This is a genomic window from Halobacillus sp. B23F22_5, from assembly GCF_043497085.1.
Lineage (GTDB): Bacteria > Bacillota > Bacilli > Bacillales > Halobacillaceae > Thalassobacillus.
In genome coordinates this window covers 104,395-120,569 of record NZ_JBIEKI010000008.1, presented here as the reverse complement: position 1 = coordinate 120,569, position 16,175 = coordinate 104,395, and the positions used below count along the sequence as shown (strand labels likewise).

The 16,175-nt window shown below is 42.0% G+C and carries 14 protein-coding genes; 6 read left to right on the top strand and 8 right to left on the bottom strand.

Translation table 11 applies throughout. The features are described 5' to 3' along the window. Positions 1–184 precede the first annotated feature (184 nt). Positions 185–1,087, top strand: a complete 903-nt coding sequence (locus ACGTN9_RS12500; protein WP_499593249.1) for a Gfo/Idh/MocA family protein — start codon at positions 185–187, stop codon at positions 1,085–1,087. A gap of 1 nt (position 1,088) precedes the next feature. On the opposite strand, the gene ACGTN9_RS12495 is transcribed toward ACGTN9_RS12500, so the two are convergent. Together ACGTN9_RS12495 and ACGTN9_RS12490 are read right to left on the bottom strand one after the other, a co-directional pair. Further along, positions 1,089–1,316 (bottom strand): hypothetical protein, encoded by a 228-nt coding sequence (locus tag ACGTN9_RS12495; RefSeq protein ID WP_499593247.1) that lies wholly within the window; start codon positions 1,314–1,316, stop codon positions 1,089–1,091. A 135-nt stretch (positions 1,317–1,451) separates the two neighbouring features. Then, positions 1,452–2,660: a S8 family peptidase gene (locus ACGTN9_RS12490; protein WP_499593245.1), complete on the bottom strand. Its 1,209-nt coding sequence runs from the start codon at positions 2,658–2,660 to the stop codon at positions 1,452–1,454. A gap of 277 nt (positions 2,661–2,937) precedes the next feature. On the opposite strand from ACGTN9_RS12490, the gene ACGTN9_RS12485 reads away from it, so the two are divergent. Further along, entirely contained in the window at positions 2,938–4,206 is a 1,269-nt protein-coding gene (locus tag ACGTN9_RS12485; RefSeq protein WP_499593243.1) for a tetratricopeptide repeat protein, read from the top strand. Then, a complete protein-coding gene (locus ACGTN9_RS12480; protein WP_499593241.1) occupies positions 4,203–4,340 on the top strand; it encodes a hypothetical protein in 138 nt (45 codons plus the stop codon). The genes ACGTN9_RS12485 and ACGTN9_RS12480 overlap by 4 nt, the downstream gene beginning before the upstream one ends. Before the next feature lie 111 nt (positions 4,341–4,451). On the opposite strand, the gene ACGTN9_RS12475 is transcribed toward ACGTN9_RS12480, so the two are convergent. The 4 genes from ACGTN9_RS12475 to ACGTN9_RS12460 form a co-directional block, all read right to left on the bottom strand. After that, positions 4,452–5,345 (bottom strand): c-type cytochrome, encoded by an 894-nt coding sequence (locus tag ACGTN9_RS12475; RefSeq protein ID WP_499593239.1) that lies wholly within the window; start codon positions 5,343–5,345, stop codon positions 4,452–4,454. 137 nt (positions 5,346–5,482) lie between these two features. Beyond that, on the bottom strand, positions 5,483–6,400 hold the full coding sequence (locus ACGTN9_RS12470) for a c-type cytochrome (RefSeq protein ID WP_499593236.1): 918 nt from the start codon (positions 6,398–6,400) through the stop codon (positions 5,483–5,485). Between the two features lie 148 nt (positions 6,401–6,548). Beyond that, positions 6,549–7,943 carry a tetratricopeptide repeat protein gene (locus ACGTN9_RS12465; RefSeq protein WP_499593234.1) on the bottom strand — a complete coding sequence of 465 codons (1,395 nt, stop codon included), beginning with the start codon at positions 7,941–7,943 and terminating at the stop codon, positions 6,549–6,551. Between the two features lie 94 nt (positions 7,944–8,037). Beyond that, positions 8,038–9,687 (bottom strand): SLC13 family permease, encoded by a 1,650-nt coding sequence (locus ACGTN9_RS12460; protein ID WP_499593232.1) that lies wholly within the window; start codon positions 9,685–9,687, stop codon positions 8,038–8,040. A gap of 243 nt (positions 9,688–9,930) precedes the next feature. On the opposite strand from ACGTN9_RS12460, the gene ACGTN9_RS12455 reads away from it, so the two are divergent. Further along, complete coding sequence (locus tag ACGTN9_RS12455) at positions 9,931–10,452, top strand: NfeD family membrane protein (RefSeq protein WP_499593230.1); 522 nt, start codon at positions 9,931–9,933, stop codon at positions 10,450–10,452. A gap of 10 nt (positions 10,453–10,462) precedes the next feature. Further along, positions 10,463–11,911, top strand: a complete 1,449-nt coding sequence (gene floT, locus ACGTN9_RS12450; RefSeq protein ID WP_499593228.1) for a flotillin lipid rafts scaffold protein FloT — start codon at positions 10,463–10,465, stop codon at positions 11,909–11,911. A 44-nt stretch (positions 11,912–11,955) separates the two neighbouring features. On the opposite strand, the gene ACGTN9_RS12445 is transcribed toward floT, so the two are convergent. Both ACGTN9_RS12445 and ACGTN9_RS12440 read right to left on the bottom strand, forming a co-directional pair. After that, entirely contained in the window at positions 11,956–13,335 is a 1,380-nt protein-coding gene (locus ACGTN9_RS12445) for a Glu/Leu/Phe/Val family dehydrogenase (protein WP_499593226.1), read from the bottom strand. 251 nt (positions 13,336–13,586) lie between these two features. Beyond that, entirely contained in the window at positions 13,587–14,966 is a 1,380-nt protein-coding gene (locus ACGTN9_RS12440) for an LVIVD repeat-containing protein (RefSeq protein WP_499593224.1), read from the bottom strand. A gap of 248 nt (positions 14,967–15,214) precedes the next feature. Here ACGTN9_RS12440 and uvsE point away from each other — a divergent pair, with 248 nt between their 5' ends. Beyond that, positions 15,215–16,171, top strand: coding sequence for a UV DNA damage repair endonuclease UvsE (uvsE, locus tag ACGTN9_RS12435; RefSeq protein ID WP_499593301.1), 957 nt, complete (start codon positions 15,215–15,217; stop codon positions 16,169–16,171). Positions 16,172–16,175: the final 4 nt, after the last annotated feature.

The window sequence follows — 16,175 nt, the reverse complement described above, 5'->3', positions numbered from 1 at the left end:
TAGTCAATTCCGGAATTTTACTAGACAATTTTGAAGCTTTACTAGACGTTTTAGAAAATACTAGAAAACATTGGCGTTTTCTAGACAATTATCACTCTCTAAACTCTCCCCAGCTTGCCCTTTTAATGGCTAACAAAGAAGCTCACGGTTAGAATGAAATTATAGGAAGGAAAGAGGTGTTGGAATGAAAGTAGGAATGATAGGACTTGGTGGTATCGCGAAGAAGGCGTATTTACCAGTGCTGACACAAACAGCGGGTATTGAACTCCATATTTGTACAAGGAATGAGGCTGTATTAGAGGAAGTGAAGGATAAGTATCATATCCGTCATACTTATCAAAATATTGATGCCTGGCTTCAGAGCGGTATAAAGGCGGCATTTGTTCACTCTGCTACGGAATCCCATGAATCAATCATCGATCAGCTGCTCGATCGTGATATCCATGTCTATGTCGATAAACCAATCACCAACGATGGGGAGTCAGCCTCCCGGTTGATGGACAAAGCTAAAAAGAAAGGCTTACTGTTGATGGTAGGCTTTAATCGCAGGTATGCTCCGTCATATCAGAAGCTGAAAGAGATGAAGTCCCCGAATATGATTGTCATGGAGAAAAATCGCAGCCACCAGGCAGCTGATGTTCGGGACGTCATTTTTGATGATTTTATTCATGTGATTGATACGCTTTTGTACCTTTTCCCCTACCAAATTGAGGAAATCCGCATTCATGGAAACAGCAAAGAAGGCAAACTTCACCATGTCATCCTGCAATTGATAGCAAGTGAGGGAACAGCTATCGGAATGATGAACCGGGAAGCAGGAGCTAATGTAGAAAAAGTAGAGTTGATGAATGCCAGTGAAACGTGTTCCGTCATGAATGTCAGCGAACTCGCAACGCATAGGGATAAAAACGTATTGTTTCATGGGAGCAATGATTGGGAACCGACCCTTGTGAAGCGCGGATTCCATAACGTGACTGCTTACTTTTTAGAAGCTGTCGATAATGGATCAACAGCTCCGTACAGATATTCACAAGATTTAGAACCTCATCTGATTGCAGAAAGAATTGTCCAATATATAGGTGAGTAGGTCAGGGGTTTCGCTTGTTTTCTTGGAGCAGATGAATCAGCTTTTCTTGGTTTTTGATAATCTTATTCAGGCGCTTAAATAAATAGACAACCGCGAAGATGACAGCCAGTATTGCTAACATATAAAAGGTGACAATAGCTATTGGCATAATCGCAGTCCAAAAATTGAAATAAGACGAAGAGGTTTCAGTTACCTCAACAGTTGCTGCAACAAAGTCAGAGGAAAGCATAAATATTTCTCCTTTCAATATGTAAGAAAATTCCTTATAAAACTATTCTTCACAGAGGTTTTTATTACCTTTTTATTAATAGGAATTTTAATAAAACAAGCCCCCTTCCCGAGAAGGAGGCTTGTGCTTGTTGAGTTATCTGCTTACTGCTCCGTAAGAATCGATGCGGCCATGTTCGAAGTAATAGCCTGTTCCACTGATAGCATCGGCGGATTGTTCGATGTCCTGACGGATTTGCCAGTTGCTCTTACCTTGCGCAGCGAGCAGTCCAGCCAGACCAGCTACGTGCGGGGAAGCCATAGATGTACCGGACATGTACGCATAGCCACCAGGGACAGTGGAAGCGATGTCTACCCCAGGAGCTGTGACGTCTACCCATGTACCATAGTTAGAAAAAGAAGCCTTACGGTCATATTGATCAACAGCTCCTACGGAGATGACGTTAGCATAGGAAGCTGGCTCGAATGTAGTGGAGACTCCATCGTTACCAGCAGCTGCGATAATGACTGATCCTTTATTCCAGGCATAATTCACCGCATTTTCTAATGTAGCAGTGTCGCAGTTACAGCCAAGTGAAAGGTTGATTACTTCCGCCCCCTGATCAGCAGAGTAGCGGATTGCATCGGCGATATTGGCCAGAGACCCGCTTCCATTAGCATCAAGGGCACGAACGGCAAGTATTTTGGTATTCGGTGCCATCCCAGCGACACCAGTTGAATTATTGGTCTCTGCAGCGGCTGTTCCTGCTACGTGTGTGCCATGGTCGTTCTCATCCATCGGGTAATAATCATTATCGACAAAATCATATCCCCGGATTGTTTTTCCATCTAAATCAGGATGAGTGTAATCCACACCAGAATCTACTACGGCAATTTCCTGGCTGCTGCTTCCCCGGGTTATGTTCCAAGCTTGTTCGGTATAAGTATTTTGCGGTCCGTACTGGTAACCACTATAGTAATAGTCATTTGGCGTCCAGCTTACATTGAACTTGTAGTTAGGCTCCGCGTATTCTACATTAGGATTATTGCTTAAAGCTTTTGCTACAGCATCTACATTCCCCACTTCTAATACATCAAATTCGGATTCAACAGCATCCACATCCGGCTTCACTTTTGCATTCATATTTTGGATTACCTTACTTTTTTCTGATTTCTTCACATCGTCTTTGAATTTGACGATAACCTCTCCTTTGACATAATCACTCGTTCCCTTTTCTACCTGTTTCATCGGGGAGGCTTTTGATTCTGACAAATCCGCCTGGGGAGCTGCTTCACCTACAGCAGGCAAAACGGCAAGTGACAACGCTAATGACAAAGACAAACTAGCAACCTTCTTTAATTTCATTCTATTTCCTCCTTTGTTTGGGTTACTATACAGATTCATGAGAAGGATGATAGAATCCTGCCGAATTTTGTTGAGAAAAAATCAGGATTTGAAGGTCCTAATTACTGTTTTACCGCTGTATTTTCGCAATATTTTGAAGTGTGTAATAAATGCGTGGGTATTTTTACCTAAAAACATAAGTCTACCTTCTGATTCTTTCTGACAATGGTTACGGTAAAATAAAAATAATAGTAAAATAGACAAGTTTCTCATTAAAAAGGAGAATCGGAGGGGTAGCGTGCAATTAACGGATAAATATCGAAAAATCGATTATGGCAAGCTTATTTATCTGGAGCGGATAAGAAAACGGATGACGCAGGAGCAGCTTTCACGCGGGATATGTTCCGTGCCGTATTTAAGTAAATTGGAAAATCAGCGAATCAATGAACCAAATCCAGAAACTATTTCTCTTCTCCTTAAAAAATTAGCGATAGATTATACCTCCCAAACATCACTGGTATCAGAAGTTCTAGCTGATATGGAGCAGTGGTACAATTCGATCACAAGTAAAAACAAGCAGGATATCGATAGAATTTATATCAAGTTGGAACAGCTTCAACTGAACCGTTATCCGGACCTTAATATTTGGTTCAAGCTGATATCGATCCGCTTCTTTATCTATCAAAAAGATGGGAAAAGCGCTGAAAAGTTAAAACAAGAGCTTGCGGGAACTTTAGATAAGCTTGACTCCTATCAAAAGTTTTATTACCTTTACTTCTCTGGTTTGATCGATTGTCTGAACAAAGCATACACAGAGGGACTTTGTAAGCTTCATGAGGCAGAAGAAACAGCCAATGAGTATTCCGTTAATGACCCCGAACTGCTTTACCATCTGGCACTTACGTATAGCCATATCAACAATTCATCGCTGGCCATTTATTATAGTCAATCAGCGAAACGGTTTTTTGATCAAAATATGAATATATATCGGGGGCTTGATTGCCAGGTGATTTTGGGAATTAATTTTTTGCGAATAAAAAGGTATGACAATGCGGAGCAGGTTTTCAGGGATATCCTGAGGATCAGCCAGTCTATCAATGATCCTAAACTTCCAGGGAAGACCTATCATAACCTGGGTTTCTTATACGCAGAAAAAGAGGATTTCACCACAGCCCTGAGTTATTACCATAAGGCCCTGGATTTGAAAGAAGTATACAGTGACAGCTATTGCAGCACAGTACTTCGTATCATTCATGTACATCAACAGCTCGGAGAAGTGGAAACAGCTTTGGAGTGGGTTGACCAGGTAATTGAAAAGGGATGCCTGGATGGAAGTGATATTATCATTCAATTCCAACTAAAAAGGCTGGAATTACTAGGTGCAGATACTGCTTATTACGACTATATCAAAGACACAGCTCTTCCGTATTTTTTGAAAATCAATAACCAAAAAAGTGTGAAGTTATATGCCCAGAAAGCAGCATTATATTATGAAGATAATTTTCATTATAAGAAAGCGAATCATTATTATAAATTGATATTAAATCAAGGAGGTGAAATCAGTTGAAAACAGGATTACTGAAAGTACTCTTATTATTGTTTATTAGTGCAGCAGCTGTTCATGGTTTGCCTGGAGTAGAGGACACTGAGCATGCCTCTGTAAACCCGAACTTTTCTGATGAAGATCATCCAGAGTATTAATACTTAGTGGTCAGAAGGGGCTGTTTGCCTAGTAAAAGCAGAAGCTCCTTTCTAAAAAATTCAACATATTCACATAGAAAACCCTGGCATTTAAGCCAGGGTTTTTGTGTATCAATCTTTTGGTACAACGTTTTCAATTGTAGACCAGTCAAATGTACCAGCGCGGATTTTGTCGCGTCGTTCCTGGGTTATGATATCAGGTGGACGACCGCCTTTTGGCCAGTCATTTTCATGATCTTCCCAGATCGGACGATCATGAGAGAGGACATAGGCAGCTAAGTCTGCTGCTTCCTGGTCCGTTAATGTATTTTCGTCGCCTTTTGGCATATTCGCTTTGATATAACCAGCAGCTTTACTGAGACGGCCCATACCGGCACCATCATTAAAAGAGCCATCTCCCCATAGTGGTGGTCCTGAGTTTGCGCTTCTTCCCGCGCCATCTGAACCGTGACAGGTAATACACCCTTTTGTTTCGTATAATTCTTCTCCGCGGGCGACATCAGGTTCTGGAACTTTGTCCATGTTAGGTTTTTGCATCTTTTCTAATTTTTCTCCCTGCGCGGCACCTTTAGATAAAAAAGTCATGTAAGCAACCATCGCACGCATTTCGCGACTATCATGCTCCAATGGAACTCCATTCATGCTTCGCTGCATACAGCCATTGACACGGTCTTCTAAAGTGAAGATGGTGTCAGAACGAGGGCGATAAACAGGAAACTGGGATGCTACTCCAATAAAGGAGTTGGTATTGGATACACCGCCATTCGCATGGCAGCTTGTACAGGAAAGTTCGTTTCCGACTTCATCTGCAAGCATGGTGTTGGTATTGTACATTAGTTCTTGTCCGTACAGGATTTCTTCGGTTGCAGGATCATCCGGGTCCAGTTCTGATAAATTATTTTCGTAATTTTGCGGTGTATCGAACTGGGACTCTTCACTTGAGCAAGCTGCAAATGCTGCGATTATTAAAAGCAAAGCAAATATCAGCCATTTGTTCTTCCACATGCAACTGCCTCCTAACTTTCTCATATAGTTGAATACGTTTAGAATGATGTCAATTACTATTGGTACGTTATTAATAGTGTAAAAAGGTCGTTGGGAAGAGAAACTCCACCAATGTATTTAGAGTTTCTTCCGCCTCTTCAGTCTGCTGGTACGACATTCTCGATTTCTGTCCAATCAAATTCGCCGTTACGGATTTTTTCGCGTCGATCCTGAGTAATGATATCAGTAGGACGACCGCCCTTTGGCCAGTCATTTTCATGTCCTTCCCAAACTGGTCTTTCATGGGAGAGGATATAAGCGGCAAGGTCAGCAGCTTCCTGGTCAGTCAAATTTTCTCCATCGCCAGGTGGCATATTACGCTTTAAATATCCCGACATCTTGGATAAGCGCGTCATACCAGCACCATCATTGAACGAATTGTCACCCCATAAAGCCGGTCCGGAAGTTGCTCCTGTTCCTGACCCATCCTGGGCATGACAGGACATGCAGTTCTTCTCTGAATAAAGTTCCTCGCCTCTCGCGACATCAGGTTCCGGAACTTTTTCCATGTTATTTTGCATCCTCCAAGGGATATCTGCGTCATAATCGATACCTTCTGATATGTAAGTAAGGTAGGCGACCATGCCACGCAATTCATCGCTTCTACGATCAAGCTTTTCCCCATTCATACTCCGCACCATACAACCGTTGATGCGGTCTGATAAAGTGAACATTACTCCTTCACGAGGGCGGTATTGCGGGAACTGTGTAGCTACACCGACCATGGAAGATCCTTTTCCAGTACCCCCGTCAGCATGACAGCTGGCGCAGGAGAGCTCATTGCCCACCTCTTCGGATAATACGGTGTTAGTCTCGTTAAAGGCTTTTTCCCCAAGTTTGATATATTCAGTCATTGGGTCATCCGGATCTAAATCGTCCGTGGAAGGAGGATTATACTCTGGTTCTTCTGGTGTCCGGTCATAGGGGGAATCTTTTGTTACAATTTCATTGTTAGAACATGCTGTAATAGTAGCTATGATTAATAGCAGCATCCATAAAAACCATTTGTTTTTCACCATTTTTTACCTCCTAGTCTCTAGTTGTTAAGGTAGTGTTGACATAATTGTAATAAATTTTTGGATGTAATATATAAGATATGAAATTTCTACATATAATCTTCATAAGATTTTGCCTTTTCTGACATAATCCGCTTGCAGTAAGCGGTTATGCATCGGCGGTCAGACTGATATAAAGCTGCTGGTAGGCTTTCGCTTCTTCTGCCATCCCTTTTTCGTTATAAATTTTAGCTAACCATTGTACAGGCGATGGATCATTTTCTTTCAATTCCATTTCCCAGCTGAAGCATTCTAAAGCTCCATCCAAATTACGAAAATGGTAATATAACTCTCCAAGCTGGTATTGATGGTCTAAATCATTGATCAGGGATTTGATCTGTTTCGCTTTTTGGATGGCAGGTCTTGCTTTGGGGATGATTTCCAATGGGTTCAACCATTCAATTACCCCGTCTATCCCCTCGTTAACCATCAAAATTTCAATACATTGGTAAAGGATACTATTTGCCCGCTCCGGGTGCGTTTGGAATAATGGGAGCAAAAATTTATTCATGTGGTGGATATGCATGGATTCATTTTTTGGATTGAAATTTTCTAAAAGACGCATCATCTTTTTTTCCTGGCTGCTTGAAAGAACCAGGGAATGCCTGTGAAGAAGAGTCATTACTTTTACTGGACTGTCCATTTGTAAATAAAGGGTAAGAAGGTCTTGCTGCAAAGGTTCGAATGCTGGAATGTGTGTGTATAGGTACTCTAATGATGAAAGTATTCCCGTGTCGTCGAAATGTAATTCACATAGTTGTTTGAACTCAGAATAGTTATCTTCGGTTGGAGAAAGGATCAGGTGATTGGTGGAGAGAGCGATTTGGTCTATCCATCGCCCCTGTGATTCTAAAAAGGAGAAAAGCTCATGAAACATATCGCGTTTGCTACGTTGAGAAAATAAGATTTTTTCATAGTAGAGGGGGTCTTTTTTGAGTAAGGTTTTATCATGCGTATCGTAAAGGTTGCAATAGTGGTTAGAAGCTACTTCATTCTTCACTTTTCGTACCCAATCATTTTCGGGCATCTGTACAGACAGTATCTGGATGATTCGGTAGCCTGCGAACATTTTTCCATCACGTCTATGCTGGTAATATAGCGATTGAATATATTTGAAAAGCTTTTCTTTCTCCATAAAGGAATCAAAATACGTAGCAATCAGGGCGAGCTCCTGGGGTGTACAGGATTTTTTAAGCGATTTGAATAGCTGCTGGAAACTTTGTCTTTTTATTGGCTTTTCCGGGGAAGTCAACGCAGGTATGAGAGGGTGATGGGGGGCGATCACAATACCTTTTTCAAAAGCCTTCTTAATGTGACAGTCAGGGCTCAGCCCTCTATCTTTTACAACATTAAGAAACTGGTCCTTGTAATAGATAAGATAATAGATGTTTTGTTCAGGATCTGCAGCTTTTAAAACCTTGCTTTGATTATAGACAGCCATCTGCTCTGCTTTAAGCGGTATATAGCTATTATTGGTTTTTAATGAAAGGGTGATAGGTTCCATGGTATCCCTCCTTGATTTACATTGACTATAACAAAAATGAGCATGACTTTCACGTTAAAAAGAGAACCCTTGTATGGGTTCTCTTTAATCAGGCTTATTTGAATTGTTCTGGAAAACTAGTTAAATCGATACCCCACACAAGCGGCATCAGGAAATAAATGAAAAGTGCAATGATAAATATTGCTACTATATTAAGGAAGAATCCGGCTTTTGCCATATCCGGAATTCTTAAGTATCCAGAGCCGAAAACAACGGCATTGGGAGGGGTTGCAACAGGCAGCATAAAAGCACAGGATGCTGCAAGACCTGCACCGATCATCAAACTGTATGGGTGCACATTGATGGCCGCTGCAAGGGAGGCCATAATTGGAAACATCATGGTTCCTGTGGCTGTATTTGACGTGATTTCGGTTAAGAAAATGACAAGGCCAATGACGGCAAGCAAAATAATAAAGAAGTTTACATTTGCAAGTACTGTCAATTGTTCCCCGAACCATTCGGCCAAACCGGATTCCTTGAAACCGGCAGCAATAGCCAGACCGCCACCGAACAGCAAGAGGATGCCCCAAGGCAATTGTTTAGCTGTATCCCAATCAATCAATGCTTCTCCTCGGTATCGCTTCGATGGAATTACAAAGAGAATTAAGGAAGCAGAAATTGCAATGATGGCATCATTGATGCCAGGGATAAACTCACTTAATAGGAATGATCGGGTAATCCAGGCGAGGGCCGCCAGGGTGAATACCGTCATCACCGCCTTTTCCTCTGGGACCATTCTGCCTAGAGCAGTCTGTTCATCACGAATGACCTTTTGACCTCCCGGAAGCTGATCCAATTTCATTTTATAAGCGACTTTAACTAAATAAACCCAGGCGATAATTAAAAATACGGCGGAAATCGGCACACCGAAAAGCATCCAGCGGGCAAAAGAGATTTCTACTCCATATAACTCTGAGACAATACCGGCAAAAATGGTATTCGGTGGCGTGCCGATTAATGTTCCAAGACCACCGATGGAAGCGGAATAGGCAATCCCCAGCATTAATGCTTTACCGAAATTGAAATTTTCAGGGCTGGTATCAATCGAATCATCATTCTTCAATAAATCTGAAACCTGATAGATGATTGCAAGCCCGATCGGCACCATCATCATTGAGGTGGCTGTGTTAGAAATCCACATCGACAAAGCACCGGTGGCTACCATAAAACCTAAAATAATTTTTTCTGTGCTGGTTCCTATCACTGAAATGATCCACAGCGCTATCCGTTTATGTAGGTTCCAACGCTGCATGGCTAGTGCAATGATAAATCCACCCATAAATAGGAAGATTGTATCCGACCCGTAAGAGGAAGCTGTCGTGTCTATATCCAGTCCACCAGACAATGGGAATAATACAATTGGCAATAGGGAGGTTGCTGGAATAGGAATAGCCTCGGTAATCCACCAGGTAGCAATCCAAAGGGTAGAGGCTAAGATAGCTACTCCTTCTTGAGAAAGTGATTCTGGTTTTACAAATAATAATGTCAATAAGAATAAGAGCGGTCCCAGCCACAAACCGATTTTTTGCCTGGCATCGAACCCGGAAGGCGGTTGATCATCTTCTTTTTTGTGACGGGTGGTTTCTGCTGATTCTGTGTCCCATTTCGTGTTTCCGCTTACAGATAAACTCAGCAGGTCTTTCGCTTCATGGTGCATATTCCACATCCGTTTCCATAACGTGGATGCGCCACTAATTAAGTTCATTATTTTACCTCCTTTATAGCAGTATCATTGGTATTTACCACCATAACATAATTCAATAACTTATTATTGGATTACACTTAAAATTTCGACAATTTTACTATATAAACTTACTTTGTTTATATGAAAGTGGTAAAATAGCCTGATAATTGGATATTTTCCCAATTCATGAAACTTTTGGCATGACATTACGTACATATTAATAGCGGTTAAGCTCCATAAAAGTTACTAGGAAAGGGTGTGATTGTGATAGAAATAGTCGATATCTATTGGTGGATTCTCTGGGGCAGTCTTGGAGCAGCTGTTCTTGCGATTTTCTTTGGGGATATTATAGAAGGGATGTTTGATGGACTGGATGAGTTTTTAAGCCCGCTTTTGTTGTTTGGTACCCTTTCTGTGATAGGTGGAGCCGGTGTATTGCTAACAAAATACACAGATTGGATGGCGGTTTATGTCTTACTGGCAAGCTTGCTTATAGGGACTGGTGCTTATTTTCTTATCTATCACTTTATGATTGTTCCGATGTCTAATGCTGAGTCATCTACTTCGAAATCTGTCATGGATCTTGAAGGAAAGCTGGCAGAAGTCATTACTACCATTCCAGCAGAGGGAATGGGAGAGGTCTTTATTGAATCTACTCACGGCAGCCGAAATGAAATTGCGAAGAGTTTCGATTTTGAAGAGATCAAGCAGGGGCAAAAAGTCGTTGTAGTAGAGGTCAAAGAGCAGATCGTTTATGTTTCGTCAATGAATGATGAATTTAATTAGGGGGTTGAGCATGGATTTTTTAGTTGTAATTGGTGTCATTATAGCAGTATTGGTAGCATTCGGGATATTATTCGCTGCCCGTTATAAGACCGTTGGTGCTGACGATGCAATGATAATTACAGGAAGTTTTTTAGGAAATAAGAATGTACATAAAGCAGATGATGGCAGTGGGATTAAAATTGTCAGAGGCGGAGGGGCGTTTATACTGCCGGTTTTCCAGCAGGCTGAATTCATCAGTTTGCGGTCTCACAGCCTGGATATTTCTACCCCTAATGTTTATACCGAAAATGGTGTCCCGGTTATGGCTGATGGAACTGCGATTATTAAAGTTCAAAGCACAACTGAGGGAATCGCTACAGCCGGGGAACAATTTCTTGGCAAGGATGATTCCGAACTTCGCAAGGAAGCACAAGAGGTATTGGAAGGACATCTGCGTGCCATTTTAGGAACGATGACTGTTGAGGAAATCTATAAAAACCGGGAACGTTTTGCGCAAGAAGTACAAACCCAGGCAGCTGTCGATCTCAAGAAGATGGGGCTGCAGATCGTATCCTTTACGATCAAGGATGTACAGGATGAAAATGGCTACTTAGAAGCTTTAGGTAAACCGCGTATCGCTGAAGTAAAACGTGATGCACAAATAGCTGAAGCAAATGCGATGCGGGACGCTCGCATTCAAAAAGCCAGCGCTGAAAGGGAAAGTAAGCGTGCTGAACTGGAAAGTGAAACACAAATTGCTGAATCAACTAAAAATAAAGAGTTGAAAATTGCTGCATATAAACGCGAACAAGATACATCCAAAGCAGAAGCAGATATGGCCTATCAATTACAAGAAGCGAAATCTCAGCAGCAAATCAAAGAAGAAGAGATGCAAGTACAGTTAGTTGAGAAAAATAAGTTGATAGATTTGGAAGAACGGGAAGTCAGACGAAAAGAACGGCAGTATGAAGCGGAGATATCCAGAAAAGCAGAAGCGGAACGTTATGCTGCAGAGCAAAAGGCGGAAGCAGATAAGCTCACGCAAGTAAAACGTGCGGAAGCAGAAGCAGAGCAAATCCGACTGGACGGGGAAGCAGAAGCTGCTGCTATCAGGCAAAAAGGTCTGGCCGAAGCAGAAGCCAAAGAAAAATTAGCAGATGCTATGGAGAAATATGGTGAAGCTGCTATCCTGGAAATGATTATCAAAATGCTTCCTGAGTTTGCAGGGAAAATTGCAGAGCCAGTAAGCTCCATTGATAAAGTCACAGTAGTGGATAACGGAAATGGCACAGGAAATGGAGATGGTGCAACACGAATGAGTCATTATGTAACTAACTTGATGAGTCAATTGCCAGAAACATTGAAGGATGTCTCTGGGTTTGATATGAAGGGAATGCTCGACAACGTAGCTGCTAACAGTGAAAAGAAAATCAACGAGAGCTTTTCTCAAAAAGAAAAACAGCCAGTAAAAACCGAATAATAGAAAAGCAGGCCGTCGAAACCAAATCGACGGCCTGCTTTTGTTTAATAGAGCTTTCCCTGGCGGTATAACACGGTGGAGAGTTTTGTGACAGAATGGATATAGCAGTTTTGCCGCAAAGGGAAAGGATCTTTAAAAAATTGCGGTAAAATGGTATCTAATGTTTCCTGCATTTTATCATATAATTTATCGTAGATCTGATCTTCCGTATCAAACTGTGTTTCTCTTCCTTGCATCCATTCAAAGTAGGAAACGATTACACCGCCTGCGTTAGCCAGAATATCAGGTACAATAAGAACACCCCGATCACTCAAGTATTGATCGGCATCTTCTGTTACTGGAGCATTAGCGCCTTCAACAATCAAGCGGGCTTTTATATTTTCCATATTCTCAGTGTGGATTTGATCTTCCAGGGCAGCCAGGAATAAGGCATCGACTTCCATTTCTAATAAATCGTCCCTGTTCAGAACCGTTGCCTTGATTTCATGCTCGGCTAACGTTTCGTCATCAACTGGCAGGTCGCCTTTGTGTTTTTTACCATATTTGATAAGAGCGGGGATATCCAGACCCTCTGAATTGTATAAGGTGACATTACGGTCACTGACAGCAACCACTTTATTTTGGAGATTATTGCATTGATAAGCTTGCAGGGCTGCGACAGATCCGACATTTCCAAACCCTTGAATTGCGATTGTCAAAGGACGGTCATAGTGCTCTATGGCAGTTTTGGCAAATCTATTGTCACTATCTTTCATCCACGTGTAATTCTCTTTGATAAAGTTATGCATCATATAGCGAAATGTAAAATATACCCCTTTTCCAGTGGCAGCTCTTCTGCCAAGGGAGCCTCCATTAATCACACTTTTACCCGTGAAGCTTCCCCGATATGGCTTACCTGGATGAATCGTTTTGTACTCAGCCATCATCCAATCCATTTCCCTTGCGCTAGTGCCTACATCGGGAGCCGGGATATCTTTTTCTGTTCCTAAAATATCACTAAAATACTGGACATATTTTTTGCAAATCAAGTTTAATTCCTTGTCTGTATATTCTCTGGGATTGATGATGACCCCGCCTTTCGCACCTCCGAATGGCACATCATGGAGTGCATTTTTCAATGTCATCAATTTAGCCAGGTTAGAAACTTCATCCTCATTCACAGATTCATGGAATCGAATTCCGCCTTTATAGGGCCCTAACGTTTTATTGTGCTGCACCCGGAAGGCGGGAACACGGACTACTGTGCCATTTTCTAAAGCAATCCTGAGAAAGGATTTATTAACATGATTGGGGGTGGAAAGGATGGAGACTAACGACTTGAATGCCTGATGCCTCGACTCATCCCGTAAGTCTGGTAAAAACGAGTCGTCTTCTGCTAAAGCATTCAAAGATGATTCAATAATATCTTCTGTTTTCTTTTCCATAAAAAGTACCCTCCTGCAGAAAGATTAAATCGATGCTATATTTATCCTTCCCCTTTATTACAAATAAGTAATCGTAAAGTTACATTTGCGTAACGGTCGAATGTTATTAGAAAAATACGCCATTAGAAAAACTTGGCTTATCGCCAAGTCCTTATGGCGAAAGCCTAAGTTTTTCTTATACTTTAATCCTTTAACAAAGTTAAACTTTCTTAAAGTATAAAAAAGGCGACCCTAAGGCCGCCTTTGACACGCTATTCATTTTCATGAGGTGCGTTGTCGTTATTCGGATTTTTTTGCAGTACCTTGAGCCCTTGGCCCATATCGGAAGCAAGCACATAATTCCTATCCACATATACGCCCCAAATGTTTGATTGACTCGGAATGTAGGCTCCTACTTCCACAGGATTTGCCGGGTCGGTAATGTCCACTGCACGGACGCCTCCCGAGTAATGGGATAAATAAAGGGTATTTCCTCTCACTTTCGGGTCATGAACCGTGGCACCGCCAGGAATGGTTTCCGTAAAGTCTGTTTTAAATGAGCTTAGAAGCTTAGGGTTTGTTTTATCCTGGATATCATAAATCATGGTATACCCGTAAGCGGATTCGAAGCCTTCACGGACTGGCCCGAATACTTCTCTGGTTTCAATAAGGATATTCCCGCCCTTTGCAAGCGTGGAAGAGTGGGCTGCTCCCTGAACATCCGGTGCAAAATCTGTCCGTCCTAAATAGACAGGGTTTTCTGGGTTTTGAATATCAAGGATGATGGTTCCAAGATCCCAATAAGAAAGGTAGGCAGTGTCACCATTATTATCAGTCATGACACTATGGGCGAATGAGGATCTTCTGACTCCGTCTTCGTCTGTCCAATTATATCCATCATAGTTTTCATCACTAACCTCATCGATGTAATCCCTGGGATTGAATTGATAGATCGACTCAGGAGCTGATGGGTCGCTGACATCAACCAAATGTACGTCCATCTTTTCTCCATGGGAATAATAATCCGCATAATTATTCGCTGTCAGCACATAAGGTTTTCCGTCTTGAACAAATAGGTATAATTCATGTGTGCCACGTGCACCGGAGGTATCTTCCCAGAAGCCTAATTTTTCTGGATTCTCAGGGTTGGTTACATCGTATAATAAAAATCCGCCTGTAGCATCAGAGCCTCTGTCCAGCTTCTGCACACTTACAGCAGCCAGGTCACCTTTGAAGCTTGGTGTATTTACGGATTTTACTATCACTTTCTCCTGCCAGGTTCCCTCGTGGTGGGCGAAGGAAGTAACTTCTTTCGGGTTTGCGGGGTCCTTCATATCAAATACACGGACTCCGCCTTCACCGCCATTAGCTGTATGTGTTCCAAGATAAGCATAACCTTTATGGCTATAGACATCAGCGGTGGAATTGGAGACTCCTTCTTTTACTTCCTGCAATTGGACTGCAGCTACTTCTTTCCAGTGATCCATATTTTTAGTACCTTCCAACAAAGGTACTGACAATTCTTCACCTGCCAGGTTTTCTCCTTTTTCACCACCACCGCCTAATTCATCATGGGCGAATGCAGTGGCTGGGACCAAAGAAAATGTGAGTGCTCCAGCTAAGGTCATATTTAATAATCGCTTCTTCTTCAAAATGGAAACCTCCCAAATGTTATTGATCTCCATTCCCGGGTTGGAGGGCTTTTCCAGGTTCAGTATAGCGTAGCTGGATATTATTAACAATAAATTATGAATTTTCAGTAAAATTATCCTGCATAAATAAGCAGATGTTCCTAACAGATAGAAGAGAAAATACATGGAATCGCAGGTGGGTTTAGGAATCGATAGCAGTGGAAAACTGAATCCACAGGTATCAATAAATTACAGAATAGGTGAGGAATTTGATTATTCGCTTTGGTTATGTCGCCCACGCTTTAAATCTATGGGATGCTTCACCGCAAAAAACGATGACATTTACCCGGTGGAAGCAGCTGGGGGAGAATGAACGAGTTAGCAAACTGCATGAAATAACTAGAAAAAATCTGCTCCATACTTTGCGGGCACTACACTATAATGCTGCCCATGAAATTAAGCTATACCGCTTTTCTTCTTCTATCGTTCCCTTGGCTACACATGAAGAAGTACCATGGGATTACATAACCCCATTTCGGGACCTATACCAGGAAATAGGGGAGTTTGTGAAGAAGCATGGCATTCGTACAAGCTTTCATCCGAACCAGTTCACTTTGTTTACAAGCGATAAACCTCATGTGACTAAGAACGCCGTCCGGGATATGCAGTATCATTACGCGATTGCTGAAGCCTTGGGGCTGGAAAAAGAATTACTCATCAACATCCATGTAGGCGGCGCTTATGGCAATAAAATAGAAGCTGTCCGAAGGTTTCATGATAACCTTCGCCAGCTTCCGGGACACATCAAAGAGCAAATGACGTTAGAAAATGATGACAAAACTTATACAGCGAGCGAAACGTTAGCTATTTGTGAAGAAGAAGGAATACCGATGATGTTCGATTATCACCATTACGTTGCGAACAAGGAAGAGGGGGAAAGCCTGGATGATATTCTTCCTCGATTTATGGACACATGGCAGGAGCGTACGCACTGGCCTAAACTCCATGTCTCTTCACCAAAGTCAGAAAGAGCATTCCGCAGTCATGCTGATTATGTAAGTTTAGATTTTTTACAGCCATTGATTGATAAGTTGAAAGAGATTGATCAATCGGTTGATTTTATGGTTGAAGCAAAAGCGAAGGATCGCGCACTACTGCAGTTAGTGGAAGATATGGCCGCTCGTCGTGGGGTGAAGCGAATAGGTGGAGCGACTCTGGAACTTTGAAAAG

Coding starts and splice junctions, on each gene's coding strand:
- ACGTN9_RS12475 (WP_499593239.1), bottom strand. CDS start 5,345: ATGTGGAAGAACAAATGGCTGATATTTGCTTTGCTTTTAATAATCGCA.
- ACGTN9_RS12445 (WP_499593226.1), bottom strand. CDS start 13,335: ATGGAAAAGAAAACAGAAGATATTATTGAATCATCTTTGAATGCTTTA.
- ACGTN9_RS12500 (WP_499593249.1), top strand. CDS start 185: ATGAAAGTAGGAATGATAGGACTTGGTGGTATCGCGAAGAAGGCGTAT.
- floT (WP_499593228.1), top strand. CDS start 10,463: ATGGATTTTTTAGTTGTAATTGGTGTCATTATAGCAGTATTGGTAGCA.
- ACGTN9_RS12490 (WP_499593245.1), bottom strand. CDS start 2,660: ATGAAATTAAAGAAGGTTGCTAGTTTGTCTTTGTCATTAGCGTTGTCA.
- ACGTN9_RS12460 (WP_499593232.1), bottom strand. CDS start 9,687: ATGAACTTAATTAGTGGCGCATCCACGTTATGGAAACGGATGTGGAAT.
- ACGTN9_RS12495 (WP_499593247.1), bottom strand. CDS start 1,316: ATGCTTTCCTCTGACTTTGTTGCAGCAACTGTTGAGGTAACTGAAACC.
- ACGTN9_RS12465 (WP_499593234.1), bottom strand. CDS start 7,943: ATGGAACCTATCACCCTTTCATTAAAAACCAATAATAGCTATATACCG.